This is a genomic window from Curvibacter sp. GW821-FHT09D12 (genome assembly GCF_059416245.1).
Genome location: NZ_JBWKOU010000004.1, coordinates 245,793 through 269,397, shown reverse-complemented (window position 1 = coordinate 269,397; position 23,605 = coordinate 245,793). Strand labels below are relative to the sequence as shown.

21 protein-coding genes and 1 pseudogene are annotated in these 23,605 nt (G+C 65.9%); 13 read left to right on the top strand and 9 right to left on the bottom strand.

Translation table 11 applies throughout. The features are described from left to right. The first annotated feature begins 26 nt into the window (after nucleotides 1-26). The 5 genes from AC07PT_RS08405 to AC07PT_RS08385 all read left to right on the top strand — a co-directional run bounded on the left by AC07PT_RS08405 (nucleotide 27) and on the right by AC07PT_RS08385 (nucleotide 6,375). Nucleotides 27-821, top strand: a complete 795-nt coding sequence (locus AC07PT_RS08405; protein WP_492346891.1) for a crotonase/enoyl-CoA hydratase family protein — start codon at nucleotides 27-29, stop codon at nucleotides 819-821. A gap of 38 nt (nucleotides 822-859) precedes the next feature. Continuing rightward, nucleotides 860-2,746, top strand: a complete 1,887-nt coding sequence (locus AC07PT_RS08400) for a feruloyl-CoA synthase (RefSeq protein WP_494656401.1) — start codon at nucleotides 860-862, stop codon at nucleotides 2,744-2,746. Nucleotides 2,747-2,748: 2 nt separating this feature from the next. Further along, on the top strand, nucleotides 2,749-3,513 hold the full coding sequence (locus AC07PT_RS08395) for an SDR family NAD(P)-dependent oxidoreductase (protein ID WP_492346889.1): 765 nt from the start codon (nucleotides 2,749-2,751) through the stop codon (nucleotides 3,511-3,513). Nucleotides 3,514-3,557: 44 nt separating this feature from the next. After that, complete coding sequence (locus AC07PT_RS08390) at nucleotides 3,558-4,553, top strand: Bug family tripartite tricarboxylate transporter substrate binding protein (RefSeq protein ID WP_492346888.1); 996 nt, start codon at nucleotides 3,558-3,560, stop codon at nucleotides 4,551-4,553. Between the two features lie 76 nt (nucleotides 4,554-4,629). Next, on the top strand, nucleotides 4,630-6,375 hold the full coding sequence (locus AC07PT_RS08385) for an acyl-CoA dehydrogenase family protein (RefSeq protein ID WP_492346887.1): 1,746 nt from the start codon (nucleotides 4,630-4,632) through the stop codon (nucleotides 6,373-6,375). Nucleotides 6,376-6,438: 63 nt separating this feature from the next. Here the strand turns inward: AC07PT_RS08385 and AC07PT_RS08380 are convergent, their stop codons facing one another. Further along, nucleotides 6,439-7,545 (bottom strand): sensor domain-containing diguanylate cyclase, encoded by a 1,107-nt coding sequence (locus AC07PT_RS08380; RefSeq protein ID WP_494656400.1) that lies wholly within the window; start codon nucleotides 7,543-7,545, stop codon nucleotides 6,439-6,441. 366 nt (nucleotides 7,546-7,911) lie between these two features. On the opposite strand from AC07PT_RS08380, the gene AC07PT_RS08375 reads away from it, so the two are divergent. Both AC07PT_RS08375 and AC07PT_RS08370 read left to right on the top strand, forming a co-directional pair. Next, nucleotides 7,912-10,617 carry a molybdopterin-dependent oxidoreductase gene (locus AC07PT_RS08375; RefSeq protein WP_494656399.1) on the top strand — a complete coding sequence of 902 codons (2,706 nt, stop codon included), beginning with the start codon at nucleotides 7,912-7,914 and terminating at the stop codon, nucleotides 10,615-10,617. Between the two features lie 64 nt (nucleotides 10,618-10,681). Next, nucleotides 10,682-10,984 (top strand): c-type cytochrome, encoded by a 303-nt coding sequence (locus AC07PT_RS08370; protein WP_492346884.1) that lies wholly within the window; start codon nucleotides 10,682-10,684, stop codon nucleotides 10,982-10,984. Between the two features lie 92 nt (nucleotides 10,985-11,076). On the opposite strand, the gene AC07PT_RS08365 is transcribed toward AC07PT_RS08370, so the two are convergent. Both AC07PT_RS08365 and AC07PT_RS08360 read right to left on the bottom strand, forming a co-directional pair. Then, nucleotides 11,077-12,282 (bottom strand): M20 aminoacylase family protein, encoded by a 1,206-nt coding sequence (locus tag AC07PT_RS08365; protein ID WP_494656398.1) that lies wholly within the window; start codon nucleotides 12,280-12,282, stop codon nucleotides 11,077-11,079. A gap of 10 nt (nucleotides 12,283-12,292) precedes the next feature. After that, nucleotides 12,293-13,291 (bottom strand): Bug family tripartite tricarboxylate transporter substrate binding protein, encoded by a 999-nt coding sequence (locus tag AC07PT_RS08360; RefSeq protein ID WP_492346882.1) that lies wholly within the window; start codon nucleotides 13,289-13,291, stop codon nucleotides 12,293-12,295. Nucleotides 13,292-13,402: 111 nt separating this feature from the next. Between AC07PT_RS08360 and AC07PT_RS08355 the strand changes: the two genes are divergently transcribed. Both AC07PT_RS08355 and AC07PT_RS08350 read left to right on the top strand, forming a co-directional pair. After that, nucleotides 13,403-14,302: a LysR family transcriptional regulator gene (locus AC07PT_RS08355; RefSeq protein WP_494656397.1), complete on the top strand. Its 900-nt coding sequence runs from the start codon at nucleotides 13,403-13,405 to the stop codon at nucleotides 14,300-14,302. A gap of 131 nt (nucleotides 14,303-14,433) precedes the next feature. After that, a complete protein-coding gene (locus tag AC07PT_RS08350; protein ID WP_492346880.1) occupies nucleotides 14,434-15,657 on the top strand; it encodes an HD-GYP domain-containing protein in 1,224 nt (407 codons plus the stop codon). A gap of 305 nt (nucleotides 15,658-15,962) precedes the next feature. Here the strand turns inward: AC07PT_RS08350 and AC07PT_RS08345 are convergent, their stop codons facing one another. The 3 genes from AC07PT_RS08345 to ahpC all read right to left on the bottom strand — a co-directional run bounded on the left by AC07PT_RS08345 (nucleotide 15,963) and on the right by ahpC (nucleotide 18,592). Further along, nucleotides 15,963-16,181, bottom strand: a complete 219-nt coding sequence (locus AC07PT_RS08345; protein WP_492346879.1) for a SlyX family protein — start codon at nucleotides 16,179-16,181, stop codon at nucleotides 15,963-15,965. A gap of 103 nt (nucleotides 16,182-16,284) precedes the next feature. Further along, nucleotides 16,285-17,853: an alkyl hydroperoxide reductase subunit F gene (gene ahpF, locus AC07PT_RS08340; protein WP_494656396.1), complete on the bottom strand. Its 1,569-nt coding sequence runs from the start codon at nucleotides 17,851-17,853 to the stop codon at nucleotides 16,285-16,287. 175 nt (nucleotides 17,854-18,028) lie between these two features. Beyond that, complete coding sequence (gene ahpC / locus AC07PT_RS08335) at nucleotides 18,029-18,592, bottom strand: alkyl hydroperoxide reductase subunit C (RefSeq protein ID WP_019574930.1); 564 nt, start codon at nucleotides 18,590-18,592, stop codon at nucleotides 18,029-18,031. Nucleotides 18,593-18,772: 180 nt separating this feature from the next. Between ahpC and AC07PT_RS08330 the strand changes: the two genes are divergently transcribed. The 4 genes and pseudogenes from AC07PT_RS08330 (at nucleotide 18,773) to AC07PT_RS08315 (ending at nucleotide 20,498) form a co-directional block, all read left to right on the top strand. After that, a complete protein-coding gene (locus tag AC07PT_RS08330; RefSeq protein WP_492346877.1) occupies nucleotides 18,773-19,234 on the top strand; it encodes a MarR family winged helix-turn-helix transcriptional regulator in 462 nt (153 codons plus the stop codon). 165 nt (nucleotides 19,235-19,399) lie between these two features. Continuing rightward, entirely contained in the window at nucleotides 19,400-19,711 is a 312-nt protein-coding gene (locus AC07PT_RS08325; RefSeq protein ID WP_492346876.1) for a winged helix-turn-helix transcriptional regulator, read from the top strand. Nucleotides 19,712-19,796: 85 nt separating this feature from the next. Then, nucleotides 19,797-20,141: pseudogene (locus AC07PT_RS08320) on the top strand (FKBP-type peptidyl-prolyl cis-trans isomerase); the annotation flags it as partial. A gap of 27 nt (nucleotides 20,142-20,168) precedes the next feature. Beyond that, complete coding sequence (locus tag AC07PT_RS08315; RefSeq protein WP_492347060.1) at nucleotides 20,169-20,498, top strand: FKBP-type peptidyl-prolyl cis-trans isomerase; 330 nt, start codon at nucleotides 20,169-20,171, stop codon at nucleotides 20,496-20,498. 23 nt (nucleotides 20,499-20,521) lie between these two features. Here the strand turns inward: AC07PT_RS08315 and AC07PT_RS08310 are convergent, their stop codons facing one another. The 3 genes from AC07PT_RS08310 to AC07PT_RS08300 form a co-directional block, all read right to left on the bottom strand. After that, on the bottom strand, nucleotides 20,522-21,034 hold the full coding sequence (locus AC07PT_RS08310; protein WP_494656395.1) for a hypothetical protein: 513 nt from the start codon (nucleotides 21,032-21,034) through the stop codon (nucleotides 20,522-20,524). A gap of 133 nt (nucleotides 21,035-21,167) precedes the next feature. Then, nucleotides 21,168-23,273, bottom strand: coding sequence for a VC_2705 family sodium/solute symporter (locus AC07PT_RS08305; RefSeq protein ID WP_494656394.1), 2,106 nt, complete (start codon nucleotides 23,271-23,273; stop codon nucleotides 21,168-21,170). Further along, nucleotides 23,273-23,581 (bottom strand): DUF4212 domain-containing protein, encoded by a 309-nt coding sequence (locus AC07PT_RS08300; protein WP_492346873.1) that lies wholly within the window; start codon nucleotides 23,579-23,581, stop codon nucleotides 23,273-23,275. Before AC07PT_RS08300 ends, AC07PT_RS08305 begins: the two co-directional genes overlap by 1 nt. Nucleotides 23,582-23,605 lie beyond the last annotated feature (24 nt).

The following is a 23,605-nucleotide window of genomic DNA, read 5'->3' as shown; positions in this document are numbered from 1 at the left end:
AATCGATTCAACAACGGAACGCAATCATGAACCAGACATCCTCCCATCCCGACCTTCAAATCGAATTTCATGGCGACGAACAGCAAGTGGCCGTGCTGCGACTGACCCGTCCGACCAAGCGCAATGCGCTCAATGACGGGCTGATCATCGCGATCCGCAATGCCTTCGATGGCCTGCCCGAGACCGTGCGCGCTGCCGTGATCGACGGCCAGGGCCCGCACTTCTGCGCCGGCCTGGATCTGAGCGAACTCAAGGAGCGCGATGCCGGTCAGGGGGTGCACCACTCCCGCATGTGGCATGCGGCCCTGGAGCGTGTGCAGCATGGCCCGGTGCCGGTGATTGCGGCCCTGCATGGCGCCGTGGTGGGGGGTGGGCTGGAACTGGCCAGCGCCTGCCACATCCGGGTGGCCGACGAGACCACCTTCTACGCGCTGCCTGAAGGCTCGCGCGGCATTTTTGTGGGCGGCGGCGGCGCGGTGCGCATCCCGCGCCTGATCGGTGCGGCCCGCATGACCGACATGATGCTGACCGGCCGCGTCTACAACGCCGCTGACGGCGAACGCATCGGCATGGCCCAGTACCTGGTGCCTGAGGGCACCGCCTTCGACAAGGCTCTGGAGCTGGCCCTGCGCGTGGCCCAGAACGCCCCGCTGACCAACTACGCCCTGATGCATGCGCTGCCGCGCATTGCCGAGCAGCCAGCCGACCAGGGCTTCTTCACCGAAGCCCTGATGGCCGCCATCGCGCAAAGCGCCCCCGAGGCCAAGGACCGCGTGCGTGCCTTCCTCGAAGGCCGTGCCGACAAGGTGCGCAAGGACTGAACCCAGCCGCCCCAACAACCACCACCGAGCAGAAGAACATGAGCGAGACAAACCAAGCTGCGGCCCCGGCCCGCTACCGCCCCCTGGAATTCGGTGTCACCCGGGTTCAGTTGCACACCGGCCAACCCGGTACCCGCTACCTGCAGGCCGAACAGCCGCTGGCGTCGCATGCCGAGCGCATGACCGACCGGCTGCTGCACTGGGCGCAGACCGAGCCCGAGCGCACCTTCATGGCCCAGCGCCAACGCGACAGCCAGGGCCGCACCGGTGAGTGGCGCCGTGTGAGCTATGCCGAGGCCTTGCAGACGGCGCGGCGCATCGGCCAGGCCCTGCTCAACCGGGGCCTGAGCGCCGAACACCCGGTGGTGATCCTCAGCGAAAACAGCCTGGAGCACGCGCTGCTGGCGCTGGGCTGTGTGTATGCGGGCATCCCGCACTCGCCGGCCTCGCCGGCGTACTCCACCATCAGCCAGGACTACGACAAGCTGCGCCACGTGATCAACACGCTCACGCCCGGCCTGGTGTTTGCCACCGAGGGCAGCCGCTTCGCCAAAGCCATCGCCGCGGCGGTGCCGGAGCGGGTGGAAGTGGTGCTGGTCTCGGGCGAGGTGCCGGGCCGGGCCCACACGGCCTGGAGCGATCTGATCGCCACCGAGGCCACCGACACGGTGGACGCGGCCATGCAGGCCACGGGGCCGGACACCATCACCAAGTTCCTGTTCACCTCGGGCTCGACCAAGCTGCCCAAGGCGGTGATCAACACCCACCGCATGTGGTGTGCCAACCAGCAGCAGATGCGCCAGTCCATGCCGGTGCTGGGTGATCCGGAGCAGCCTCCGGTGCTGATCGACTGGCTGCCCTGGAACCACACCTTCGGCGGCAACCACAACGTGGGCCTGACGATCTACAACGGCGGCACGCTCTACATCGACGACGGCAAGCCCACGCCAGCCATGATCGGCGAGACCCTGCGCAACCTGCGTGAGATCGCCCCCACGGTGTACTTCAACGTGCCCACCGGTTTTGAGGCCATCGCCAATGCGATGAAGACCGACGATCTGCTGCGCAAGACCCTGCTGTCGCGGGTGCGCATGTTCTTCTACGCCGGGGCTGCCCTGGCCCAGCCGATCTGGGACGATCTGCACGCGCTGCAGGAAGCCGAGGTGGGCGAACGCATCGTCATGGGCACCGGCCTGGGCATGACCGAATCGGGGCCGTTTGCGCTCTACATCACCAACCCACAAGTCAAGTCCGGCGACCTGGGCGTGCCCACCCCGGGCCTGCAGCTCAAGCTGGTGGACAGCGATGGCAAGGTCGAGGTGCGCTACCGCGGCCCCAACATCACGCCGGGCTACTGGCGCGCCCCGCAAGAAACGGCCGCCCACTTCGACGAAGAAGGCTTCTTCTGCAGCGGCGATGCCGTGCAGTGGATCGATGACAGCAACATCCACCTCGGCCTGCGCTTTGACGGCCGCATCGCCGAAGACTTCAAGCTGGCCACGGGCACCTTTGTGAGCGTGGGTCCGCTGCGGGCCAAGATCATCGCGGCCGGCGCCCCCTATGTGCAGGACGCCGTGCTGACCGGCATCAACCTCAAGGAGGTGGGCGCCCTGCTGTTCCCGACCCAGGCCTGCCGTGCCCTGAGCGGGCTGCCCGCTGACACGCCCTGGGCCGAGGTGTTGAGCAGCGCCCCGGTGCTGGCCAAATTCCAGCAGATCGTCGATGAGCTGGCCAGCCACGCCACCGGCAGCGCCAACCGCATCGCGCGCGCCGCCCTGCTGACCGAGCCGCCCTCGATCGACCGCGGCGAGGTGACCGACAAGGGCTCGATCAACCAGCGCGCCGTGCTCAAGCACCGCGATGCCCTGGTGCAGGGCCTGCACGAGGGCAGCCTGCCCCATATCTTCCAACCTCAAGGAAACTGACCATGGACATCCAAGGACAAGCCGCGCTCGTCACCGGCGGCGCATCGGGTCTGGGCGAAGCCACCGCCCGCGAACTGGCCCGCCTGGGCGCACGCGTGGCCGTGCTCGACGTGAATGCCGAACTGGCCGCCAAGGTGGCCGCCGACATCGGCGGCATCGCCTGCGTCTGCGACATCACCAACACCGACAGCGTGCAGGCCGCCCTGGCCCGCGCCACCGAGGCCCATGGCCCGGCCCGCATCCTGATGAACATCGCCGGCATCGGGACCGCCAAGCGCGTGGTGCAAAAGGATGGCAGCGCCGCGCCGCTGGAAGACTTCAGCCGCGTGGTGACCGTGAACCTGATCGGCGCCTACAACATCAGCCGCCTGTTTGCCGCCCAATGCGCCAAGTTGACCCCGCTGGAAGACGGCGAGCGCGGCGTGATGATGTTCACCGCCTCAGTGGCGGCCTTTGACGGGCAGGTCGGCCAGCAGGCCTACAGCGCCTCCAAGGGCGGCCTGGTGGGCATGACGCTGCCGATGGCGCGCGATCTGGCGCAGCATGGCATCCGGGTCTGCACCGTGGCCCCGGGCCTGTTCGCCACGCCACTGATGAAGCAGTTGCCCGAGCCGGTGCAGGCTTCGCTGGCGGCCTCCATCCCCTTCCCCTCGCGCCTGGGCAAGCCCGAAGAATTTGCCCAGTTGGCCTGCCACATCGTCACCAACGGCCACCTCAATGGTGAGGTGATCCGGCTCGATGGTGCCTTGCGCATGGCGCCGCGCTGAAATCGATCGATTCAGCAACTTTTCAAAAATAACGGAGACAAATCATGAGCAATCGTCGTCAATTCATCCAGGCCCTGAGCGCCCTCGGCGCCCTGGGCGGCAGCGGCCTGCTGGCCCCCAACGCCTTCGCCCAACTGGTCGACCAGTGCAAGATCTTCTACGGCTTTCCGGCCGGCAGTTCGGGCGACAGCGTGGCCCGCCGCGTGGGCGAGAAGATGGCTGGCACGGCCTTCAGCAAGAACCCCGCGGTGGTCGAGAACAAGCCCGGCGCCGGCGGCCGCATCGCCCTGGAATCGCTCAAGCCCGCACCCGCTGATGGCTCGGTGCTGGCCCTGTCGCCCTTCTCGGCCCTGGCCATCTACCCGCACATCTACAGCAAGATGAACTACGAGATGAAGGACTTCGTGCCTGTCTCGATCGGCGCCGTGATGCACCATGGCCTGGCCGTGGGCCCGCTGGTGCCGGCCAGCGTGAAGACACTCAAGGACTTCCTGGCCTGGGCCAAGGCCAACCCCAAGGATGCCAGCTATGGCTCGCCGGGCGCCGGCTCCACGCCGCACTTTCTGGGCGCCCTGCTGGGCCTGAACAGCGGCGTCGAGATGCGCCACGTGCCCTACCGCGGCTCCATCCCCGGCGTGACCGACCTGGTGGGCGGGCAGATTGCCGCCATGCTGACCCCCAGCGGCGACTTCATCGCCAATGCCAAGGCCGGCAAGCTGCGCATCCTGGCCACCTCGGGCGAAAAGCGCTCGCCCTTCCTGCCCGACGTGGCCACCTTCGCTGAGCAGGGCTTTGCCGACCTGACCACCGAAGAATGGTTCGGCTTCTACGCCCCGGCCAAGACCCCTGCGCCGGTGGTTGCTGCCGCCAACGCCGCGATCAACGCTGCCCTCAAGGAGAAGATCGTGATCGACAGCCTGGCGCTGGTCGGCCTGATCGCCCAAGGCTCGACCGCCGAGGAGATGGGCCGTTCGCAAAAGCACGAGTTCGAGCGCTGGGGCCCCCTGGTCAAGCGCATCGGCTTCAGCGCCGAATCGTGATCGCGTGACCTCCTGATCCCGCCATGGGGCCCCGCGGGGCCCCTTGTTGTCTTAGCCCACCCACTTTCTCCGCACCATGTCTTCCTCTTACCAGCCCCGCCCCGCCGACAACGCCTTCTTGCTGTTCAACGTGCTGCAGGCGCCGCAGCAACTGGCGCCACTGTCCGCCCTGACCGAGGCCGACCAGGCCTTGATGGCGCAGGTGCTGGACGAAGCCGGCAAGTTTGTCGGCGAGGTTGTGGCCCCTTTGTCGCGTGACGGCGACGAGATCGGCTGCCGCTGGGAGGCCGGCCGCGTCACCACCCCACCGGGCTTTCGCGAGGCCTACCAGGCCTTCTGGCAGGCCGGCTGGCCCGCCCTGGCCGGCGCGGCGGAGGACGGTGGCCAGGGCCTGCCCTGGGTGCTGGAAGGCGTGCTTTATGAATGGCTGAGTGCCGCCAACCACGGCTGGACCATGGCACCGGGCCTGCTGCATGGCGCCTACGAATGCATCAAGCACCACGCCTCGGACGAACTCAAGGCGCGCTACCTCGACAAGGTGGCCAGCGGGGAGTGGCTGGCCACCATGTGCCTGACCGAACCCCATGCCGGCAGCGATCTGGGTCTGGTGCGCACCCAGGCGCAGCCGGTCGAAGACGGCAGCCTGCCCGGCGAACATCGACTCAACGGCAGCAAGATCTTCATCTCGGGCGGCGAGCACGATCTGACCGACAACATCGTGCACCTGGTGCTGGCCCGCCTGCCCGGCGCGCCGGCCGGGCCCAAGGGCCTGTCGCTGTTCCTGGCGCCGAAGTTCTTGCCAGATGGCTCGCGCAACGGCGCGCACTGTGATCGCATCGAAGAAAAAATGGGCCTGCACGGCAGCCCCACCTGCGTGATGCGCTTTGAAGACGCCACCGGCTGGCTGGTGGGCCAAGCCGGCGCCGGCCTGAACGCCATGTTTGTGATGATGAATGCGGCGCGTCTGCACGTGGCCCTGCAAGGGATCGGCCTGCTGGACGCCGCCTGGCAGAAGGCCGATGCCTACGCCCATGAGCGCCGCCAGATGCGCGCGCCCGGGCCCCGCCCCGCCTCGCGTGGCGACAAGGACAGCGCCGACCTGCTGATCGAGCACCCGGCCATGCGCCGCATCCTGGACGTGCAGCGGGCCTGGATCGACGGCGGCCGCCTGCTGGCCTACCGCACCGGTCTGGCCCTCGACATCGCCCGCCACCACCCCGACGCGGACGAGCGCGCCCAGGCCCAGCGCTGGTGCAGCCTGGTCACCCCGGTGTTGAAAGCGGCCTGGACGCACCAGGCCTTTTACGGCGCCAGCGAATGCCTGCAGGTGTTCGGCGGCCACGGCTACGTGCGCGAATGGGGCATCGAGCAGATCGTGCGCGACTCGCGCGTGGCCATGATCTATGAGGGCACCAACGAGATCCAGGCCATCGACCTGCTGCAGCGCAAGGTGCTGCCTGACGGCGGTGAGGCGTTGGGGGCCCTGCTGCTGTCACTGCGCGCCACCCTGGATGCCAGCCGCCCCTTCGATGCCGAGGTGCTGCGCCGTCTGGCCGAAATGCGTTACCTGAGCACCACGCTGGCCGCGGCCTGCGCCAATGACCCGATGCTGGCCAGCCTGAGCGCCGACGACTACCTGCGCGCCGTGGCCCTGGTGCTGCTGGCCTGGGCCTGGGCCCAGATCGAACACACCCCGGGCGCCGACGGCGCACGCTGGCAAGGGCCTTTGCAGGCACTGCAGCAGCGCGTGATGCCTGAGTTCGACATGCGACTGAAGATGATCCGCCAGCAGATCCCGGCCACCCCGCTGCACCCGGCCTGAGGCGGCCCCCCATCAGATCGGGGCCGCTGCAAGCCTCGATTCAGCCCCGGTCGACGCGCAGGCTCAAGCTGGCTCCAGGGGCAGCGCGGGCTCGTCGTACCGCAGCGGCTGCGCCAGCTCGACCCGGTTGCGCCCCCGACTCTTGGCCCGGTAAAGGGCCTTGTCGGCCGCAGCCAGCAGCTCACCCGGCAATTGCCCATGCTCCGGGTAGGACGCCACCCCCGCCGACAGCGTGATGCGCAGGCGCTGCCCTTCAATCAGCAACAGGGACGAAGCCAGGCTCTCGCGGTAGTGCTCAGCGCGCTGCAGCGCCGCCGCCACCGGCATGTTGGGCAGCATCAGCAGAAATTCCTCACCCCCATGGCGACACACCACGTCACTGGCCCGCGAATCATGGCTCAGTAAAAATGCCACGCGCCGCAACACCTCATCGCCCACGGGGTGGCCTGCGTTGTCATTGACTTTCTTGAAGTGATCGATGTCGATCACGATCAGTGCCAGAGGCTGGCCCTCGCGTTGGCAGCGGATCAGCTCGCGGCCCAGCGTGGCATCCAGAAAGCGCCGATTGAACAGGCCGGTGAGCGAATCCCGGTTGGCCTGCTCGCTGAGGCGCACCTGCAGCACCTGGTTCTCGGCCAATTGACGCTGGAGCGCCCGCTCGCTGTCGGTCAGGCGCAGGCGGATCGCATGCAGCTTGCGGGTGCGGTCATTGGCGCCATGAGCAAAGGCCAGCAGGTAACCCGACAAGGCCAGCATGCACAAGGCTGTCGGCACCGGGGCCAGATCAGGCTGAAAGTGAAAGCCATGCACCAGCACGGCCAAAACCGCTCCGCCCCCCTGCAGCAACACGGAGATCAGCAGGCCCCTGGGGCCCTTGAAGGCCGCCAGGTTCATGGCACCGCAGACACACAGGGCATAGGCCAGCCACAGAGGCGCCCCCAGCCAGGCCACCCAAAAGCCGATGGCCAGTGAATCGACGGTCAGTGTTCTCAATTCAAAGGCCAGTGGATCCTTGGCCAGGCGGGCCAGCAGATAGGCCAGTTGGGGGTACAGCACAAACTGCAGGCCCAAACCAGCCCACCAGAACCAGGGCCAGGGGCTTGCCCACCACTGCCATGCGACCACCACCATCACCGCAAGCCAGGACACGGCGCGGTTGCGGTAATTCATGCGAACCACCCAATGCGGGGGGCGTGGCGGAAAGGGCGACATGGGCAGCAGACAGGCCAGATATCAGAGTCTTCAACTGTATCAGTTGGTAACCAAACCTGCACCCGGACTGAAGGCCTTGCAAAGCGGCCAACAGGCCGTTGCCAGCGCCACCCCATGGCCGCAATTTTGTGGGTGCCAGCCCTCGCCCCGGCAGCGAGGCCGCGCCCTCAAGACCACTCATCAAGCCTGGGCAGCAACAGGTCCGACACATCGCGTGAGGCAATGTAAGTAATTTCAATTTTTAGCGGCAAATCTTGACGCTTTAAAGGCAGTTCTTAGCATCTGACGAACGAAAGAAAGACCACAACCGCGATAGGGGACTTTATGAATTTCACTCGCCGTCAATGGATGGGGGCCAGCGCCGTCGGCCTGCTGGGGGCCCTGGGAGCCGGGACCAGGCTGTCACCGCTGGCGCAGGCCATGGCCGCCACATCACCAGAGGCTGCAACCCTGGACGGGCTTGCCTCGTTCACTGGACAAGTCACCCATGCGACTCACTACGGGCCCTTGATCGCCACGGTCCAGAACGGCCGGCTCATCAAGGTGGAGGCCCAGGCGACCGACAAGCGCCCCACCCCCATGCTGACCGAGGGCGTGCTGGATCGGACCTACGACAAGACCCGCATCGCGGGCCCGATGGTGCGCAAGTCCTACCTGGAGTGGGAAATGAACGGGCGCAAGGGCAGCAACAAACCTGAGCTGCGCGGGCGCGACGAATGGGTGCAGGTGAGCTGGGACACCGCACTGGGTCTGACCGCCAAGGCCATCCTGGACACCATCGAAAAGCACGGCAATGAGGGCTGCTTTTCCAGCTCCTACGGCGGTTGGTCCCATGCGGGCATCTTCCGGCCCAACGTGCTGCAGGGGCGCTTTTTCAACCTGCTGGGCGGCTCGTCGATCACCACGGGCGACTACTCGGCCGGTGCAGGGCAGATCATCATGCCGATGGTCATCGGCGACATGGAGGTCTACTCCGCCCAGACCGCCTGGGAACAACTGCGCGATCACACCGAACTGGTGGTCTTCATCGGTTGCGACCCCGACAAGAACAACCGCATCGAGTACACCGTCTGCGATCACGAGATGTATGCCGGCTGGGATGCCATCAAGCAGGCCGGCTGCCGCTTCGTCTCCATCAACCCGCAACTCACCACCACCGACGAGAAGATGGGCTCGGAATGGGTGCGCATCATCCCCAACACCGACACCGCGCTGTTCCTGGCCATGGGCTACCACCTCATCAGCCAGAACAAGCACAACCAGGCGTTCATCGACCGGTACACCGTCGGCTTCGATCGCTACCGTGCCTACCTCGAAGGCAAGGACGCCGATGGCTCGCCCCCCAAGACGCCCGAATGGGCCGCGGCCATCACAGGCATCCCGGCCGCCAAGATCCGCGCACTGGCCGAGTTGATGGCCTCCAAGCGCACCCAGTTGTGCGGCTCGTGGGCCATCCAGCGCGCCCACCACGGCGAGATGCCTTACTGGGCCATCGTCAACTTTGCCTGCATCCTGGGCAACATCGGCCTGCCGGGTCAAGGCGTGGGCTTCTCGTGGCACTACGGCGGTGGCGGCATGGCTCAATCGGGTGGCACGGCACCCACAGGCCTGTCGCAGGGCCGCAATCCGGTCCGCAAGATCTGCCCGGCCTCACGCATCAACGACATGCTGCTCAACCCCGGCAAAGAGTTCACCTACAACGGCAGTCGCTACACCTACCCCGAGGTCAAGCTGATCTACAACGCAGGCAACAACCTGTTCTCGCACCAGCAAGACCTGAACGAACTGGCCCGGGCCCTCCAGACCGTGGACACCTACATCTGCCAGGAACCCTGGTGGAATGGCTCGGCACGCTGGGCTGACATCGTGCTGGCGGCCACCACCACCCTGGAACGCAACGACATCTCCTCGGCCGGCACCTACAGCATCGACAAGGTCTATGCGATGAAGCAGGTGGTTGCACCGCAACACGATGCGCTGGACGACTTTGAGATCTTCCGCCGCCTGTCTGCACTGTGCGGGGTCGAATACGCCTTCACAGAAGGCAAAACGGCACTGGACTACGTCAAGACGGCCTACGAGGCCAGCAGTGCGGCCAAACACACGCCGTTTGACCAATTCTGGGCCGAAGGCATCGCTCGCATTCCCGTGCCCGCAGCGGCTCATCAGTGGGTGCGTCATGGCGACTTCCGTCAGGACCCGCAAAAGCATCCGCTGCACACCACCAGCGGCAAGGTGGAGATGTACTCCAGCACGATCGAGAAAATGAACATTCCCGACATGCCGCCCATGCCCAAATGGCAAGCCCCTGCCGAGTACCTGGGCAACGCCCGCAAGGGCCAGGTGCATGTGGTCAGCCCGCACCCCTACTGGCGCCTGCACTCGCAGATGAACAACTCCGAAACGCTGCGCAAGCGCTACACGGTACAGACCCGCGAGCCCCTGACCCTCAGCCCCGAGGACGCCAAGGCACACGGCATCCAGGATGGCGATCTGGTGGAGCTCTACAACGAGCGCGGTGCCGTGGTGGTCGGCGCCCGGGTGTCCGACAAGATCATGCCCGGTGTGGTCAGCCTGTACGAAGGCGCCTGGCCACAGCTGGACAGCAAGGGGCGCTGCAACAACGGCCTGATCAACTTCCTGACCTCCAGCCGCCAGGCCAGTGGCCTGACCCAGGCCACGACAGCCAACACCTGTGTCGCCTCGATCCGCAAATGCACCGATGCTGACCCCGGCGGCACCCGGGCCTTTCAGCCGCCTAGGATCACGCGCAGCGATGTCCACTTTGACGAGAAGTTCTTCGGTGCCGACCGGGCATTTGCCTTGCGTGAAAAAGCCACGGCCTCGTTGACGCCAGCCGAAAAGATCTTCTACCAACGCTGCACGGTCTGCCACGGCCCACGCGATCCAGGCCAGTTCACCGAAAAGCAATGGCTGGGCATCACGCCCAGCATGTTCCAACGGGCCGGACTGAACGATGACGAACGCAAGATGGTGCTCGACTTCCTGCTGAAGAACGCCAAGCACTGAGCGCCCCCCCTATCCCCTCCATCCCACCCCATCCCCTGCACCCATCCCTAGAAGGAGTTCTGACATGTACCGTGTTTCATTGATTTTGGCCGCCGCCCTGGCGGCAGCCCCCGCCATGGCCGACCAGGCCCTGGCCACCAGCAAGGCCTGCATGGCCTGCCACTCGGTCGACAAGAAAATGGTCGGCCCGGCCTTCAAGGATGTGGCGGCCAAGTACGCGGGCCAGAAAGACGCCCCGGACAAACTGGCCGCCAAGGTCATCAAAGGCGGCTCAGGTGTCTGGGGACCGGTGCCGATGCCACCCAATGCACAGGTCAACGAGGCCGACGCCAAGAAGCTGGTGAACTGGGTGTTGTCACAGAAGTAAGCCCCGCCCAAGCGGGCGCAGCCTCCCCCCGGCCCTGGCGGTCGCGGCCCGAGCGCCGGGCTGGGCAGGCCGTGTGCCTGGGGTGGCAGGCGTCAGGCCAGAAAACGCTGCGCCAGCAAGGCCCAGTAAGCCGCCCCTCGCACCAGGTTGCAGTCATTGAAGTCATAGCCCGGGTTGTGCACCATGCAGGCACAGTGCCCGGCAAACGGGTGGCCTGCATCTTGCCCGTCACCATTGCCGATCAGCAGGTAGCTGCCCGGCACTTTTTCAAGCATGAAAGCAAAGTCTTCGCTGCCCGGCAGGGCCGGTGCCTGCAGCGTGACCTGCTGCGGCCCGATCAGCTCCAAAGCCACCTCGCGCGCCAGCGCGGTCTCGGCCGCCGTGTTGACCAGCACGGCATAGCCATCGCGGTAGTCAACCGTGGCCGAACAGCCAAAGCTCGCGGCCTGCGCCCGGGCCACCGCGGTGATGCGCTCGCGCAGCAGGGTTCGCACCTGGCGGTCCAGGGCGCGCACACTGAGTTTGAGCGTGGCGGTCTCGGGGATCACGTTGTTGGCCTGCCCGGCGTGGAAGGCCCCCACCGTGACCACCGCCATGCCCAGGGGGTCGACGTTGCGCGACACCACCGTCTGCAGAGCCATCACCAGGCTGGCCCCGGCCACCACGGGGTCGGCGGCACGGTGCGGCATGGCGCCATGCCCCCCCACGCCATGCAGGGTGATCTCGACATAGTCAGACGAGGCCATGGCCGGGCCTTCGCGCAGGGCCAGATGCCCTTGCGGATAGCCTGGCATGTTGTGCATGGCAAACACGGCATCGCAAGGGAACTGCTCGAACAAGCCATCCTGCATCATCCGAACCGCACCGCCCAGCCCCTCTTCGGCGGGCTGAAAGATCAGGTTCAGCGTGCCATCAAATCGCTCTGACTCGGCCAGCAGTTTCGCCGCCGCCAGCAGCATGGCCGTGTGCCCATCGTGCCCGCAGGCGTGCATCACCCCCGCGTGCTGGCTGGCGTGGGGCAGGCCACTGGTCTCGGTGATGGGCAGGGCGTCCATGTCGGCGCGCAGGCCCAGGCGCCGGGTGCCCCTGCCGCGGCGCAGTTGGCCCACCACCCCGGTGCCGCCCAGACCACGGGTGACCTGATAACCCCAGCGCTGCAGGGCTTCGGCCACGCGCTCGCTGGTGCGGTGCTCCTCAAAGCCCAGTTCGGGGTGTTGGTGGATGTCTCGGCGCCAGGCCTCGAACTCGGGGGCCAGGGCCTGGGCACTCGCCAGCAGGTCAGCAATGTCGATGCTCATGTCCCGGTCCTCACTGGGGCTGCAGCTGGATGGTCTTGGCCAGGGCCCTGAACTGAGCTGTGCCATCGGCATAAGCCTGCGCGGCCTCCTGCAGGCTCAGGGGGCGTGACACCTGCTGGCTCTGGGCCTCCAGCCCGGCGCGCACAGCGGGATCCGACAAGGTGGCGGTGAGCGCCTTGTACAGCGTCTGCACAATGGGTTCAGGCGTGTCCTTGCGCACGAAGTAACCGGTCCAGAGCTTGTAGCTGAAGTCTTTCAAGGCCCGGCTCTCGCGCAGCGTGGGCACCTGCTTGAGGCCCTCCAGCCGCTCCTCACTGAGGGTGGCGACAAACTTGAGGCGCCCCTGCTGCACCATCTCGAGCTGCGCCTTGCCAAACACGGTGATGAAAATGTCGACCTGGCCCCCCATCAGGTCCGTGAAGGCCGGTGCCCCGCCCTTGTAAGGCACATGGGTCATGGGCACGCCCAGGGTGTGCGACATGTGCTCGCCCATGAAATGGTAGAACGAGCCCGGCCCCACGCTGGCATAGGTGAGCGGGCGCCCCTCGCGGGCCACCCGGGCGGCATAGGCGGCCAGTTCGTCGCCATTGCTGACGGGCAGGTCAGCACGCGCGATGACGGCCAGCGGGGCCACCGAGATCATCTGCAGCAGGCGGAAGTCCTCGCTCTTGAACTTGACGGCCGCGTTGGCCAATGGCGACAGGATCAGCTCATTGGGCGACCCCTGAAACAGCAGGTAGCCGTCGGCAGGCGCAGTCAGGGTCTTCTGGGCTGCAATCGCGCCACTGACACCCCCCAGGTTCTCGACCACCACCGGCTGACCCAGGTGCTTGCCCAGAGCCGTGTTCACGGTGCGCGCGATGACATCAGACACCCCACCCGCAGGGTACGGCACCATCAACGTGACGGGGCGCTGCGGAAAGCTCTGGGCCCAGCTGCCGCCAGCCAGGGTCACGGCCGCCAGGGCCAGGCCGGTTTTCAGGGACGCACGACGAAGAATCGATTTCATGGGGTTCCTTGCCATCAAGTAAGAGATGAGGAGTCCATGCTAGAAATGCTCAGAAGATGTGTCCAATGCATAATTTTCCTGAAACCCATTCAATCACCTCATACCTAAGCCATGGACCTGCGCCAACTCCAGCATCTGATCTGCCTGGCTGAAACGGGCTCGTTCAGTCGGGCTGCCGAACAACTGCACCTGACCCAATCGGCCCTGAGCCGCAGCATCCAGGCCCTGGAGCGCACGCTGGATGCCCGGCTGATCGACCGGCTGGGCAAACGCAACGAGCTCACACCGCTGGGCGAGGTGGTGGTCACGCATGGGCGACGCATGTTGTTCGAGGCCGACGAACTGAAGGAGAACCTGAAACGCCTGGCCCAGGGGGGGCTGGGCTCGCTGCGGCTGGGCCTGGGCTCGGGCCCTGGGGCCTTGCTGATGACACCCTTGCTGAGCCACATGGCGCGCGAGCACCCCGCGGTGCGGGTCAGCGTCTCGCGCGGGCCCACCGAGCTTCAGTTGCAGATGCTGCGCGCGCGCCAACTCGATGCGCTGGTCATCGACCTGCGCCGCGTGGTACCCGCCGACGATCTGCAGATTGAATCTCTGATCGAACTGAGCGCCGGCTTCATCTGCCGTGCCAGCCACCCTCTGGCCGGGCGCGGCAGCCTGGCCTTTGATGAACTGCTGGCCTACCCGATTGCCACCACCCCGCTGAGCGATGAGGTGGCCCGCCTGCTGGTCGACCGGTATGGCGTGCAGGCCCACCCGGAGCGCCTGGCCTCGCTGCGCTGCGAAGATGTGAGCAGCCTGGTGGACACGACCCTGAACACCGATGCCATCTTCATGGGGGTGCAGGCCGCGGCCAGAGCGCACCTGCAGTCGGGAGCGCTGGTGGTACTGCCCCTGCAACCGCCCCTGCAGGCCACGGCACGCTTCGGCCTCATCACCCTGCGCGGGCGAACCCCTTCGCCGATCATGCACCTGCTGCGCCAGTTTGTGGACCAGCACCTTTGCGAGTGAGGGCCCGGTGGCGATCGACACGCCCGAGACAGGGCCGGTCATAGACAGGTCACTGGCAGGTAAAGGCCCCGCTGATGCCCGGTTAAGGTCTGTTGAAGCGCTGACATCCTGTCACATAATCAACGCCACCCATGAAATTAGCGCCCGTCAGCTTCAGCAACATTCCGCTCGGTCGCCCGCTGCCCTTCGGCCTGCACAATGCCGACGGGACCTTGCTGGCCAGTCGCGGCTACATCTTCACCGAACGCGAGGCACTGGACACCCTGGCGGCCCACGGCACCCTGTTTGTCGACCCACAGGAGGTGCGCCAGTACCGCCGTGCGATGGAAGCCCAGATGCATGCGATGGTGAACGACAAAAACACCACGCTGGGCCAGATTGCCGACACCCAGATCATGGCGCCGGATCTGATGACCGCCGCCCCCAAGACGACGGACGAATACAGCGACGCCGACGCCCCGATCGACTGGCTGGACATGCAAAGCCGCGCCAACGCGATCATGCGCGACCCGCGCAGCCAACGCTTCATGTTCCGCCTGGACAAGCTGCAACGCGACCTCAGCCGCATGCTGCGCAGCAACCCCGACACGGTGCTGTTTGCGCTGATCCACCTGACGGCCAGTGAGACCCGCTTCTACAGCGCCACCCATGCCATGCTGGTGTGCGCCATGTGCTCGCTGGCCGCGCGCGACGTGCTGAACTGGTCGCCCGAGCTGGAGACCTCGATGGTGCGGGCCTGCCTGACCATGAACATCGGCATGACCGAGCTGCAGGACCAGTTGACCCAGCAGCACGACCCGCCCACACCCGAACAACGTGCCGTGATCGACCAGCACCCCGAGCGTTCGGTGAATCTGCTGCGTGACCGCGGCGTGCAGGATGCCGTCTGGCTGGATGCCATCAGCCTGCACCACGACGCCATGGCGGGCCCTTTGGGCGGGCGCAGCGCGGCCGAGCAGATCGCCCGGCTGATCCACCGGGCTGACGGTTTCGCGGCCCGCTTGTCACCTCGGGCCACACGCCCTCCCATGGCGCCGTCGGCAGCCATGCATGCCACCTATTTCGATGAGCGCAAGAAGGTGGATGAGGCCGGCGCCTCACTGATCAAGGCCGTGGGCATCTACCCCCCGGGGTCGTTCGTGAAACTGGCCAGCAACGAGGTGGCGACCGTGGTGCGCCGTGGCGCCAACACCCTCACACCGCGCGTGGCCGTGCTGGTGAACCGCGAAGGCATGCCCATGCTGGAGCCGGCCATCCGCGACACGCGGGTGAGCGATTTCCGCATCCTGTCGAGCGTGAACTACCGCGACATCCGGGTGCGGACGGACCTGGTGCGCCTGCTGGCGTTGACTTAGCCCCCAGAGCTTGATCCCCCCTGAGCCGCCTTCGGCGCCACCGTGCGGCCGCGAGACGCGGACGCTCTTCGCCCTGTCCAGCCCTGCGCAGGCAGGCCTGGAGCCGCAGGGCTCAGCCCCCAAGGGGGACGACACCCATGGCCTGGCAAAGCCAGCTCCATGGTGTCCGCTGGCATGGCCTGCTCCGCGGCCTTTTGAACGGTGAGGCCGGTGCTCGCTCAGACTCCATGCTCAACACCCGGCATCAACGTTGGGCACTTGATCCCGCCCCAGAGACGGGAGACTCCATCTGTCCTACAAAGCGCTCAGTAGTGAGGCGGCAGTTCGTCGCGCAGGCTGGTGCCGCGCTGCACGCCGCTGTCGGGGGTCTGGCGGCGCAGTTCGTGCACTTCGCGGATCAGGGCATCAATCTGCTCCTGCTGGCGGAACACGGTCTGGTTGAGTTGTTCCAGCAGGTCTTCGTTGAAGCTGGTCTTGATTTCCAGCTCGGTCAGCCGGCTGTCGATGTGGGCAGGGATATCCATGCCCCGATTGGACCTGAAAAATCAGCGCCGCAGATGACAAAACCCCACACCTGCGAGGCAGGTGCGGGGTGGCGTCGTTCAATTCAAATCAACTCAGCGCGGCTCAGGCGATCGCCGGGGTGCGGATCAGGTGATCGAAGGCACTCAAGGCGGCCTTGGCACCGTCTCCTGCCGCGATCACGATCTGCTTGTAAGGCACCGTGGTGCAGTCCCCCGCAGCCAGCACGCCGGGCAGGTTGGTCTGGCCCTTGGCGTCAACCACGATCTCGCCGAAGCGCGACAACTCGACCGTGCCCTTGAGCCACTCGGTGTTGGGCACCAGGCCGATCTGCACAAACACCCCCTCGAGGGCCACCAGTTGCTCTTCGCCGCTGACGCGGTCCTTGTAGCGCAGGCCATTGACCTTGCCGTCGGCCCCGGTGATCTCGGTGGTCTGGGCATTGGTGTGCACCACCACATTGGGCAGGCTGTGCAGCTTCTTGACCAGCACGGCGTCAGCCTTCAGCTCAGGCGCAAACTCGATCACGGTCACGTGGCGAACCACACCGGCCAGATCGATGGCCGCCTCGATACCCGAGTTGCCGCCACCAATCACCGCCACGTCCTTGCCCTTGAACAAGGGGCCATCGCAGTGCGGGCAATAGGCCACGCCCTTGTTCTTGTACTCGGCCTCGCCGGGCACGTTGACATTGCGCCAGCGTGCGCCTGTCGACAGGATCACGGTCTTGGCCTTGAGGCTGCCGCCATTGGCCAGCACCACCTCGGTCAAACCGCCGGGCTGGGCAGCCGGGATCAGCTTGTCGGCGCGCTGCAGGTTCATGATGTCCACGTCGTAGGCCCGGGTGTGGGCCTCCAGGGCCGCGGCGAACTTGGGGCCATCGGTCTCGAGCACCGAGATGTAGTTCTCGATGGCCAGCGTGTCGTTGACCTGGCCGCCGAAACGCTCGGCCGCCACCCCCACGCGGATGCCCTTGCGGGCCGCGTACACCGCCGCGGCGGCGCCGGCCGGGCCTCCGCCTACCACCAGCACATCGTACGGGGCCTTGGCCGACAGCTTGGCGGCGTCGCGGGCCGCAGCACCGGTGTCCAGCTTGGCCACGATCTCTTCCACGGTCATGCGCCCCGAGGCAAACACGTCGCCATTCAGGAACACCATGGGCACGGCCATGATTTCGCGGCGCGTGACTTCTTCCTGGAAGGCACCGCCTTCGATGACGGTGGTCTTGATGCGCGGGTTGAGGATGGCCATGAGCGACAGCGCCTGCACCACGTCCGGGCAGTTGTGGCAGCTCAGGCTCATGTAGACCTCGAAGTTGTAATCGCCATCCAGGGCCTGGATCTGCTCGATCACATCTGCCTCGACCTTGGGCGGGTGACCACCGGTCCACAGCAGCGCCAGCACCAGCGAGGTGAACTCATGGCCCAGCGGCAGACCGGCAAAGCGCAGTTGGCTGCTTCTGCCCACGCGCTGCAGGCTGAACGAGGGACGGCGGGCATCGCTGCCATCGGTGCGCAGGCTGATCTTGTCAGCACGCAGCGACTGGATGGTCTGCAGCAGTTGCAGCATCTCGCGGGCGGTGTCGCTGTCGTCGAGGGACGCCACCAGCTCAAACGGTTGCGTCACGCGCTCCAGGTAGGCGGCGAGTTGGGTCTTGAGTTGGTCGTCGAGCATGATGGCTTCCTTCTTGAATTCGGTTGGGGGCGCTGCGGACAGGCACCGGGGACATCCACCGGGGCGCGCGCGCCAATTTTTGGGCGAAAAAAAGCCGGACGGCATGGCGCAGGGCCATGACGCTGTCCGGCGGGGGAGCACGCCGCGGCGTGCTCGGCCGTCATCCGGCAGTGACTTAGATCTTGCCGACCAGGTCGATCGACGGAGCGATGGTCTTGGCGCCTTCATTCCACTTGGCGGGGCAGACTTCGCCGGGGTGAGCGGCGGTGTACTGGGCAGCCTTCAGCTTGCGCACGGTTTCCTTGACATCGCGAGCGATTTCGTTGGAGTGGATTTCGCTGGTCTTGATCAGCAACTCGGGGTTGATGATGAAGGTGCCGCGCAGTGCCAGGCCTTCTTCAGGGATGTGCACGCCGAAAGCGTTGGTCAGGGCGTGGGTCGGGTCGCCGACCAGGGGGAACTTGGCCTTGCCGACAGCAGCCGAGGTTTCGTGCCACACCTTGTGCGAGAAGTGGGTGTCGGTGGTGACGATGTAGACCTCGGCGCCAGCCTTCTGGAATTCAGCGTAGTTGTCGGCGGCGTCTTCGATTTCGGTCGGGCAGTTGAAGGTGAAGGCGGCCGGCATGAAGATCAGAACCGACCACTTGCCCTTCAGGCTTTGCTCGGTGACTTCGATGAACTTGCCATTGTGGAAAGCCTGGGCCTTGAAGGGTTGGACTTGGGTGTTGATCAGGGACATTGCTGTTTCCTCACTTGGGGTTGGTTGAACGACAGCCGTGACTTTATCGCAGCCGAAGCCATTGAGCCCATTAATTGATCGTATTCATACGATTACATATAACTATCATTGGGCGCCATTTGTCGCCACAGAGTCACAAGCCGCTGCAGTCGGCCCTGGGCTTGCCGCCACAATGGCGGCATGGCTACGAAGAAACCTGCCCCCTCTGTTGCCGTGGAAAGCGTGGACACCCGCTACCTCGAAACCCTGATGGGCTACAACGCCCGCCGCGCCGCACTGACGATCATCGAGGTCTTCATGGAGCGCATGTCGGTCTATGGCCTCAAGGTGGTCGACTTCTCGGTGCTGTCACTGGTCGCGCACAACCCGGGCATCACCTCGCGCCAGTTGTGCACCACCCTCAACATCCTGCCGCCCAACCTGGTCGGCATCATCGCCAGCATGGACCGGCGCGGCCTGATCGAGCGCAGGCCCCACCCCAGTGATGGCCGGGCGATGGGTCTGCACCTGACTGACGCCGGCCTGGCCTTGATGAAAGACGCCGAACAGACCGCCGCCGACCTCGAAGACGATGCCACCAGCCGGCTCACGGCCAACGAACGCAAAACCCTGATCCGGCTGCTGCAGAAGATCTACCTCTGACCCGCCCGAGCGCCAGCCAGCGCCCGGATCCGGGCTTGATTCACGCTGAATCGGCAGCTATGAAAGACGTAGCAGACTGTGCAATTTGGGCTATAGTCGCGCCGTGATGGCAGGCGACCGCCCGATGCGCCCGCCCGTCCAGCGCATCAGCCGGAGATTGCGACCATGAGTGCCAAGGAAGTCAGCGCCATCAGCCAGTTGTTCGACCTGCTTGAATCGCGTTATGCATTGCGCGTGTTGTGGGCCTTGCGCGACGAACACGCCCAGACCTTCCGGCTGCTGCAGGACAGCGTCGGTGGCATCACCCCCAACACCCTCAACACCCGGCTGAAAGAACTGCGCGAGGCCGGTCTGGTCGACCACGGTCCCAGCGGCTACCTGGTCACGGACAGTGGCAAGGACCTGCTGCGGCGCCTGCACGATGTGCAACCCTTTGCCGCTCGCTGGGCGGCCCACCGGGCCCGGCGCACCGCCTAGGCACGACCCTCCCAGCCGGGGCGCGTCCTGGGTTTCAGGGATAATCCTGGCTCTCGAATTGAAGCACTTGACGCAAGGAAATCCAATGCCCACCACTCCCTCTGGCCTGCAATACGAAGACACCACGGTTGGCGAGGGCGCAGCAGCGCGCGCCGGCGTCGAGGTGAGCGTGCACTACACCGGCTGGCTTTACGAAAACGGCGTTCAAGGCGCCAAGTTCGACTCCAGCGTCGACCGCAACGACCCGTTTGAATTCGCCCTGGGGGCCGGCATGGTCATCAAGGGTTGGGACGAAGGCGTGCAGGGCATGAAGGTTGGCGGCAAACGCACCCTGATCATCCCGCCCGAGCTGGGCTACGGTGCGCGCGGTGCGGGCGGCGTGATCCCGCCCAACGCCACCCTGAAATTCGATGTCGAGCTGCTGGGTGTGGAATCCCCCGAATCGGCCAGCGCCGACCTGCAGATCGTGGACACCGTGGTCGGTGACGGTACCGAGGCCGTGGCCGGCCGCAAGGTGCGTGTGCACTACACCGGCTGGCTGTACAACAGCGGCGCCCAAGGTGCCAAGTTCGACTCCAGCGTGGACCGCAATTCGCCGTTTGAATTCCACCTGGGTGCCGGCATGGTCATCAAGGGCTGGGATCTGGGCGTGCAAGGCATGAAAGTGGGTGGCAAGCGCACCCTGATCATCCCGGCCAAGCTGGGCTATGGTGCCCGCGGCGCCGGTGGCGTGATCCCGGGCAATGCCACCCTGAAGTTCGACGTCGAACTGCTGGCTGTCGCCTGAGCCTGATCCCGGGCCCGGAGCGCTCAGCCCAGCAGGGCGCGCTCCAGGGCCCGGTACTGGGTGGCCCCCACCGCTTCGCGGATGCGCGGCGCCACCGACAGCAGGGCCTGGTAATTGCCCGCAGCCTCCACCGCCAGGTTGAGGCGAAACCCCCGCAAGCCCAGAGAGGCCGTCAGCGCCACCGCCACCGGGTAGGCGTCATTGAAACGCTGGCGCTCGCTGCGAGCACTGTCGTGCGGCAGCAGGGACAATGAAAAATCAACCGCGGCCGCCCCCTCTTCGAAGGGTTCTGGCCCCTTGGGCAAAGGGCTGGCCACCGACTCGACCGCGACCGGGCTGACCTGGGCCAGCAAGCCTGACGCCAGCATGTGCCGGACATCGGCCTGGGTGATGCCCAGCGCGGTGGTGGCCAGCAGGACCTCATCCAGCCGCCGCACCCCGTCAAACAGGATGAAGGCAGACCGCTGACGAGGCGTCAGCACCGGGTCGCGTGCCTTGAAAAGGCGTTGGCCCAATTCGGTCTTGGTATAGATCATCGGCAGTGTGCGTTGCGGGAACAGGTCTGTGCAGGCCCACCGGGGCCTGCCGCATTGTCAGCCCAGATTGGCATGCGCTGGGGGGCTTTTGTATTGGGGTTTTTCCATAAGCAGGCCCGTTGGCAGGCCACGCTCAGCTGTGCACTTCAAGAACCTGGCTGGGTCGACGCGGCGTGAGCGCACTGACCAACCCGATGACGGCAAAGCCCACCGGCACACCAAACACGCCGGCCGACACCGGCTGGATGCCGTACCAGAGGCGGGGCCCGGGGGGCCAGCCCAGCCAGAGCATGAGCGTGGCCGAATTGGACAGCAGGTAATACACCGTGACCGCCAGGCCCGCCAGCATGCCGACCACCGCCGCCTGCCGGGTGGTGCGCCGCCAGAAGATGCCCAGCACCATCGCCGGCAGCAGGGCCGATGCTGCCAGCGAAAACGAAGCCGACACCAGGGGCAGGATCTCGGACGGCTTGAGCGCCGCAATGAAGGCCGCCAGCATGGCCACTGCCAGCAGCACGAACTTGGACAGGATCACGCGCCGCTCGCCCAGCGCGACCTTGGAGGCCGCCTTGCGGAACAGGTGCAGGTCATGCACCAGCGCATTGCTGATGGTCAGCAGCAGACCGTCCGCGGTCGATAGCGCCGCCGCCAGGCCGCCCGCCGCCACCAGGCCCGACAGCACATAGGGCAAGCCGCCGAGCTCCGGGGTGGCCAGCATCACGATGTCGGCCCCCAACCTCAGTTCGGCAAACTGCAGCAACCCATCGCCATTCACGTCGCTCACCGACACCAGGGAAGGGTCCACCTTGGACCACTGCACGATCCAGGTCGGCAAGGCCCCGAATGTGCTGCCCACCAGGTTGTTCATGATCTCGAACTTGACCAACACCGCCAGCGCGGGCGCACTCAGGTACAGCAAGGCAATGAACACCAGCGACCAGGCCACCGAGGTGCGCGAATCGGCCACCGTGGGCGTGGTGCAGTATCGGATCAACAGGTGCGGCAAGCCCGCCGTTCCGGCCATCAGACAGAACATCAGCGCCAGAAAGTTGAGGCGAGACAGGTGAAACGCTTCGCGCTCGGCTGGCGTGCCTTCCGGGTCACCGGCAAAGGCCTGGCTGTGCCTTGGCATGCCCCCGAGCGGGGTGGCGCGCTCGCGGTTCTCCTGGATGGCCCGGGTCCATTGTTCGCGGGCGGCAGCGGCGTCGCGTGGCAGACTGGCCACCTCGCGGGTGGCAGCCACGATGCTGGCCACATCGGCATTGCGCTGGCGCAGTTCACGCAGGTGTTCCTGGGCAGCCTGGCGCTCGCGCACCAAAGACTGCGGAACGTTGTTCAGATTGGCTTCGTACTCGTGCGACCGGCGCAGGAACTCAGCCGCCACCTGCCGCTCGGCCGGTGAATCGATGAGCTGTTGCTCCAGCGCCTCGATCTTGGCCAGCTGACGCCCATACACCAGAGGGGCCAGCGGATTGCCCAATTGCTTGTACGCCAGCCAGGACACCGGGATCAGAAAGGCCAGCAGCATGATGATGTACTGAGCCACCTGGGTCCAGGTGATGGCCCGCATGCCCCCGAGAAAGGAACACAGCAGCACGCCGCCCAGGCCCAGCATGATGCCGATCTCGAACTGCACGCCGGTCAGGCGCGAGGCGATCAGGCCCACGCCGTAGATCTGGGCCACCACATAGGTGAAAGAGCACACCACCGCCGCCAGCGCCGCAATCACGCGAGGCCAGCGCCCACCAAAGCGCTGCTCGAACAGATCGGGCACGGTGTAGAGGTTCATGCGCCGCAGGTAGGGCGCGATCAGCATGGCCACCAGACAGAATCCGCCGGTCCAGCCCAGCACATAGGCCAGCCCGCCGGGCTGCCCTTCGGTGCCCGAAAACCCCTGCAGGTAAAGAGCACCAGCCAGGCTGATGAAAGAGGCGGCGCTCATCCAGTCGGCCGCCGCCGCCATGCCATTGAAGAACGGCGGAATGCGCCGCCCGGCCACGTAATAGTCTTCGGCGTCGGTGGTTCGGCTGTAAATGCCGATGCCGGCACACACCATCACACTCGAAAACAGGAAGATGGGGCCGATCCAGCGCCGCGACAGCCCCTGCTGTTCGGCCCAGCCCATCAGAAGCAGAAAGCCCAGCAGGCCCAGGACAAACAGGCCCAGGATGCGGTACAGGCGGCGCTCGTAGCGACGCCGCACACCCGAATCTGCCAACACCGCCGGCCGCTCCGGCATCAGTCGGCCTCGGCACCAACCCCTGCAGGGGGCTGGGCGCTGCGGCGGTCGGCGCGGTTGAGAACGCAGGCATACAGCACCACGATGGCGATGAACACCAGCACGGCCCCCTGCGAGGCCATCCAGTAGCCCAGCGATCCGCCCCAGGCGGGCAAGGGCCATTGCTGCAGATCACGGGCGAAGTAACAGGCCCCAAAGGACACCGCCGCCCACACGCCCAGGAGCGAGGCCCGCAACCACCAGAAGCGGTGTTGGGTCAGCACAGCCGGGGTCGGCGCAGAGAGTTCGGAAGCCACGGGTGGAGACATGCCCGCATGATCGCACCGGATACC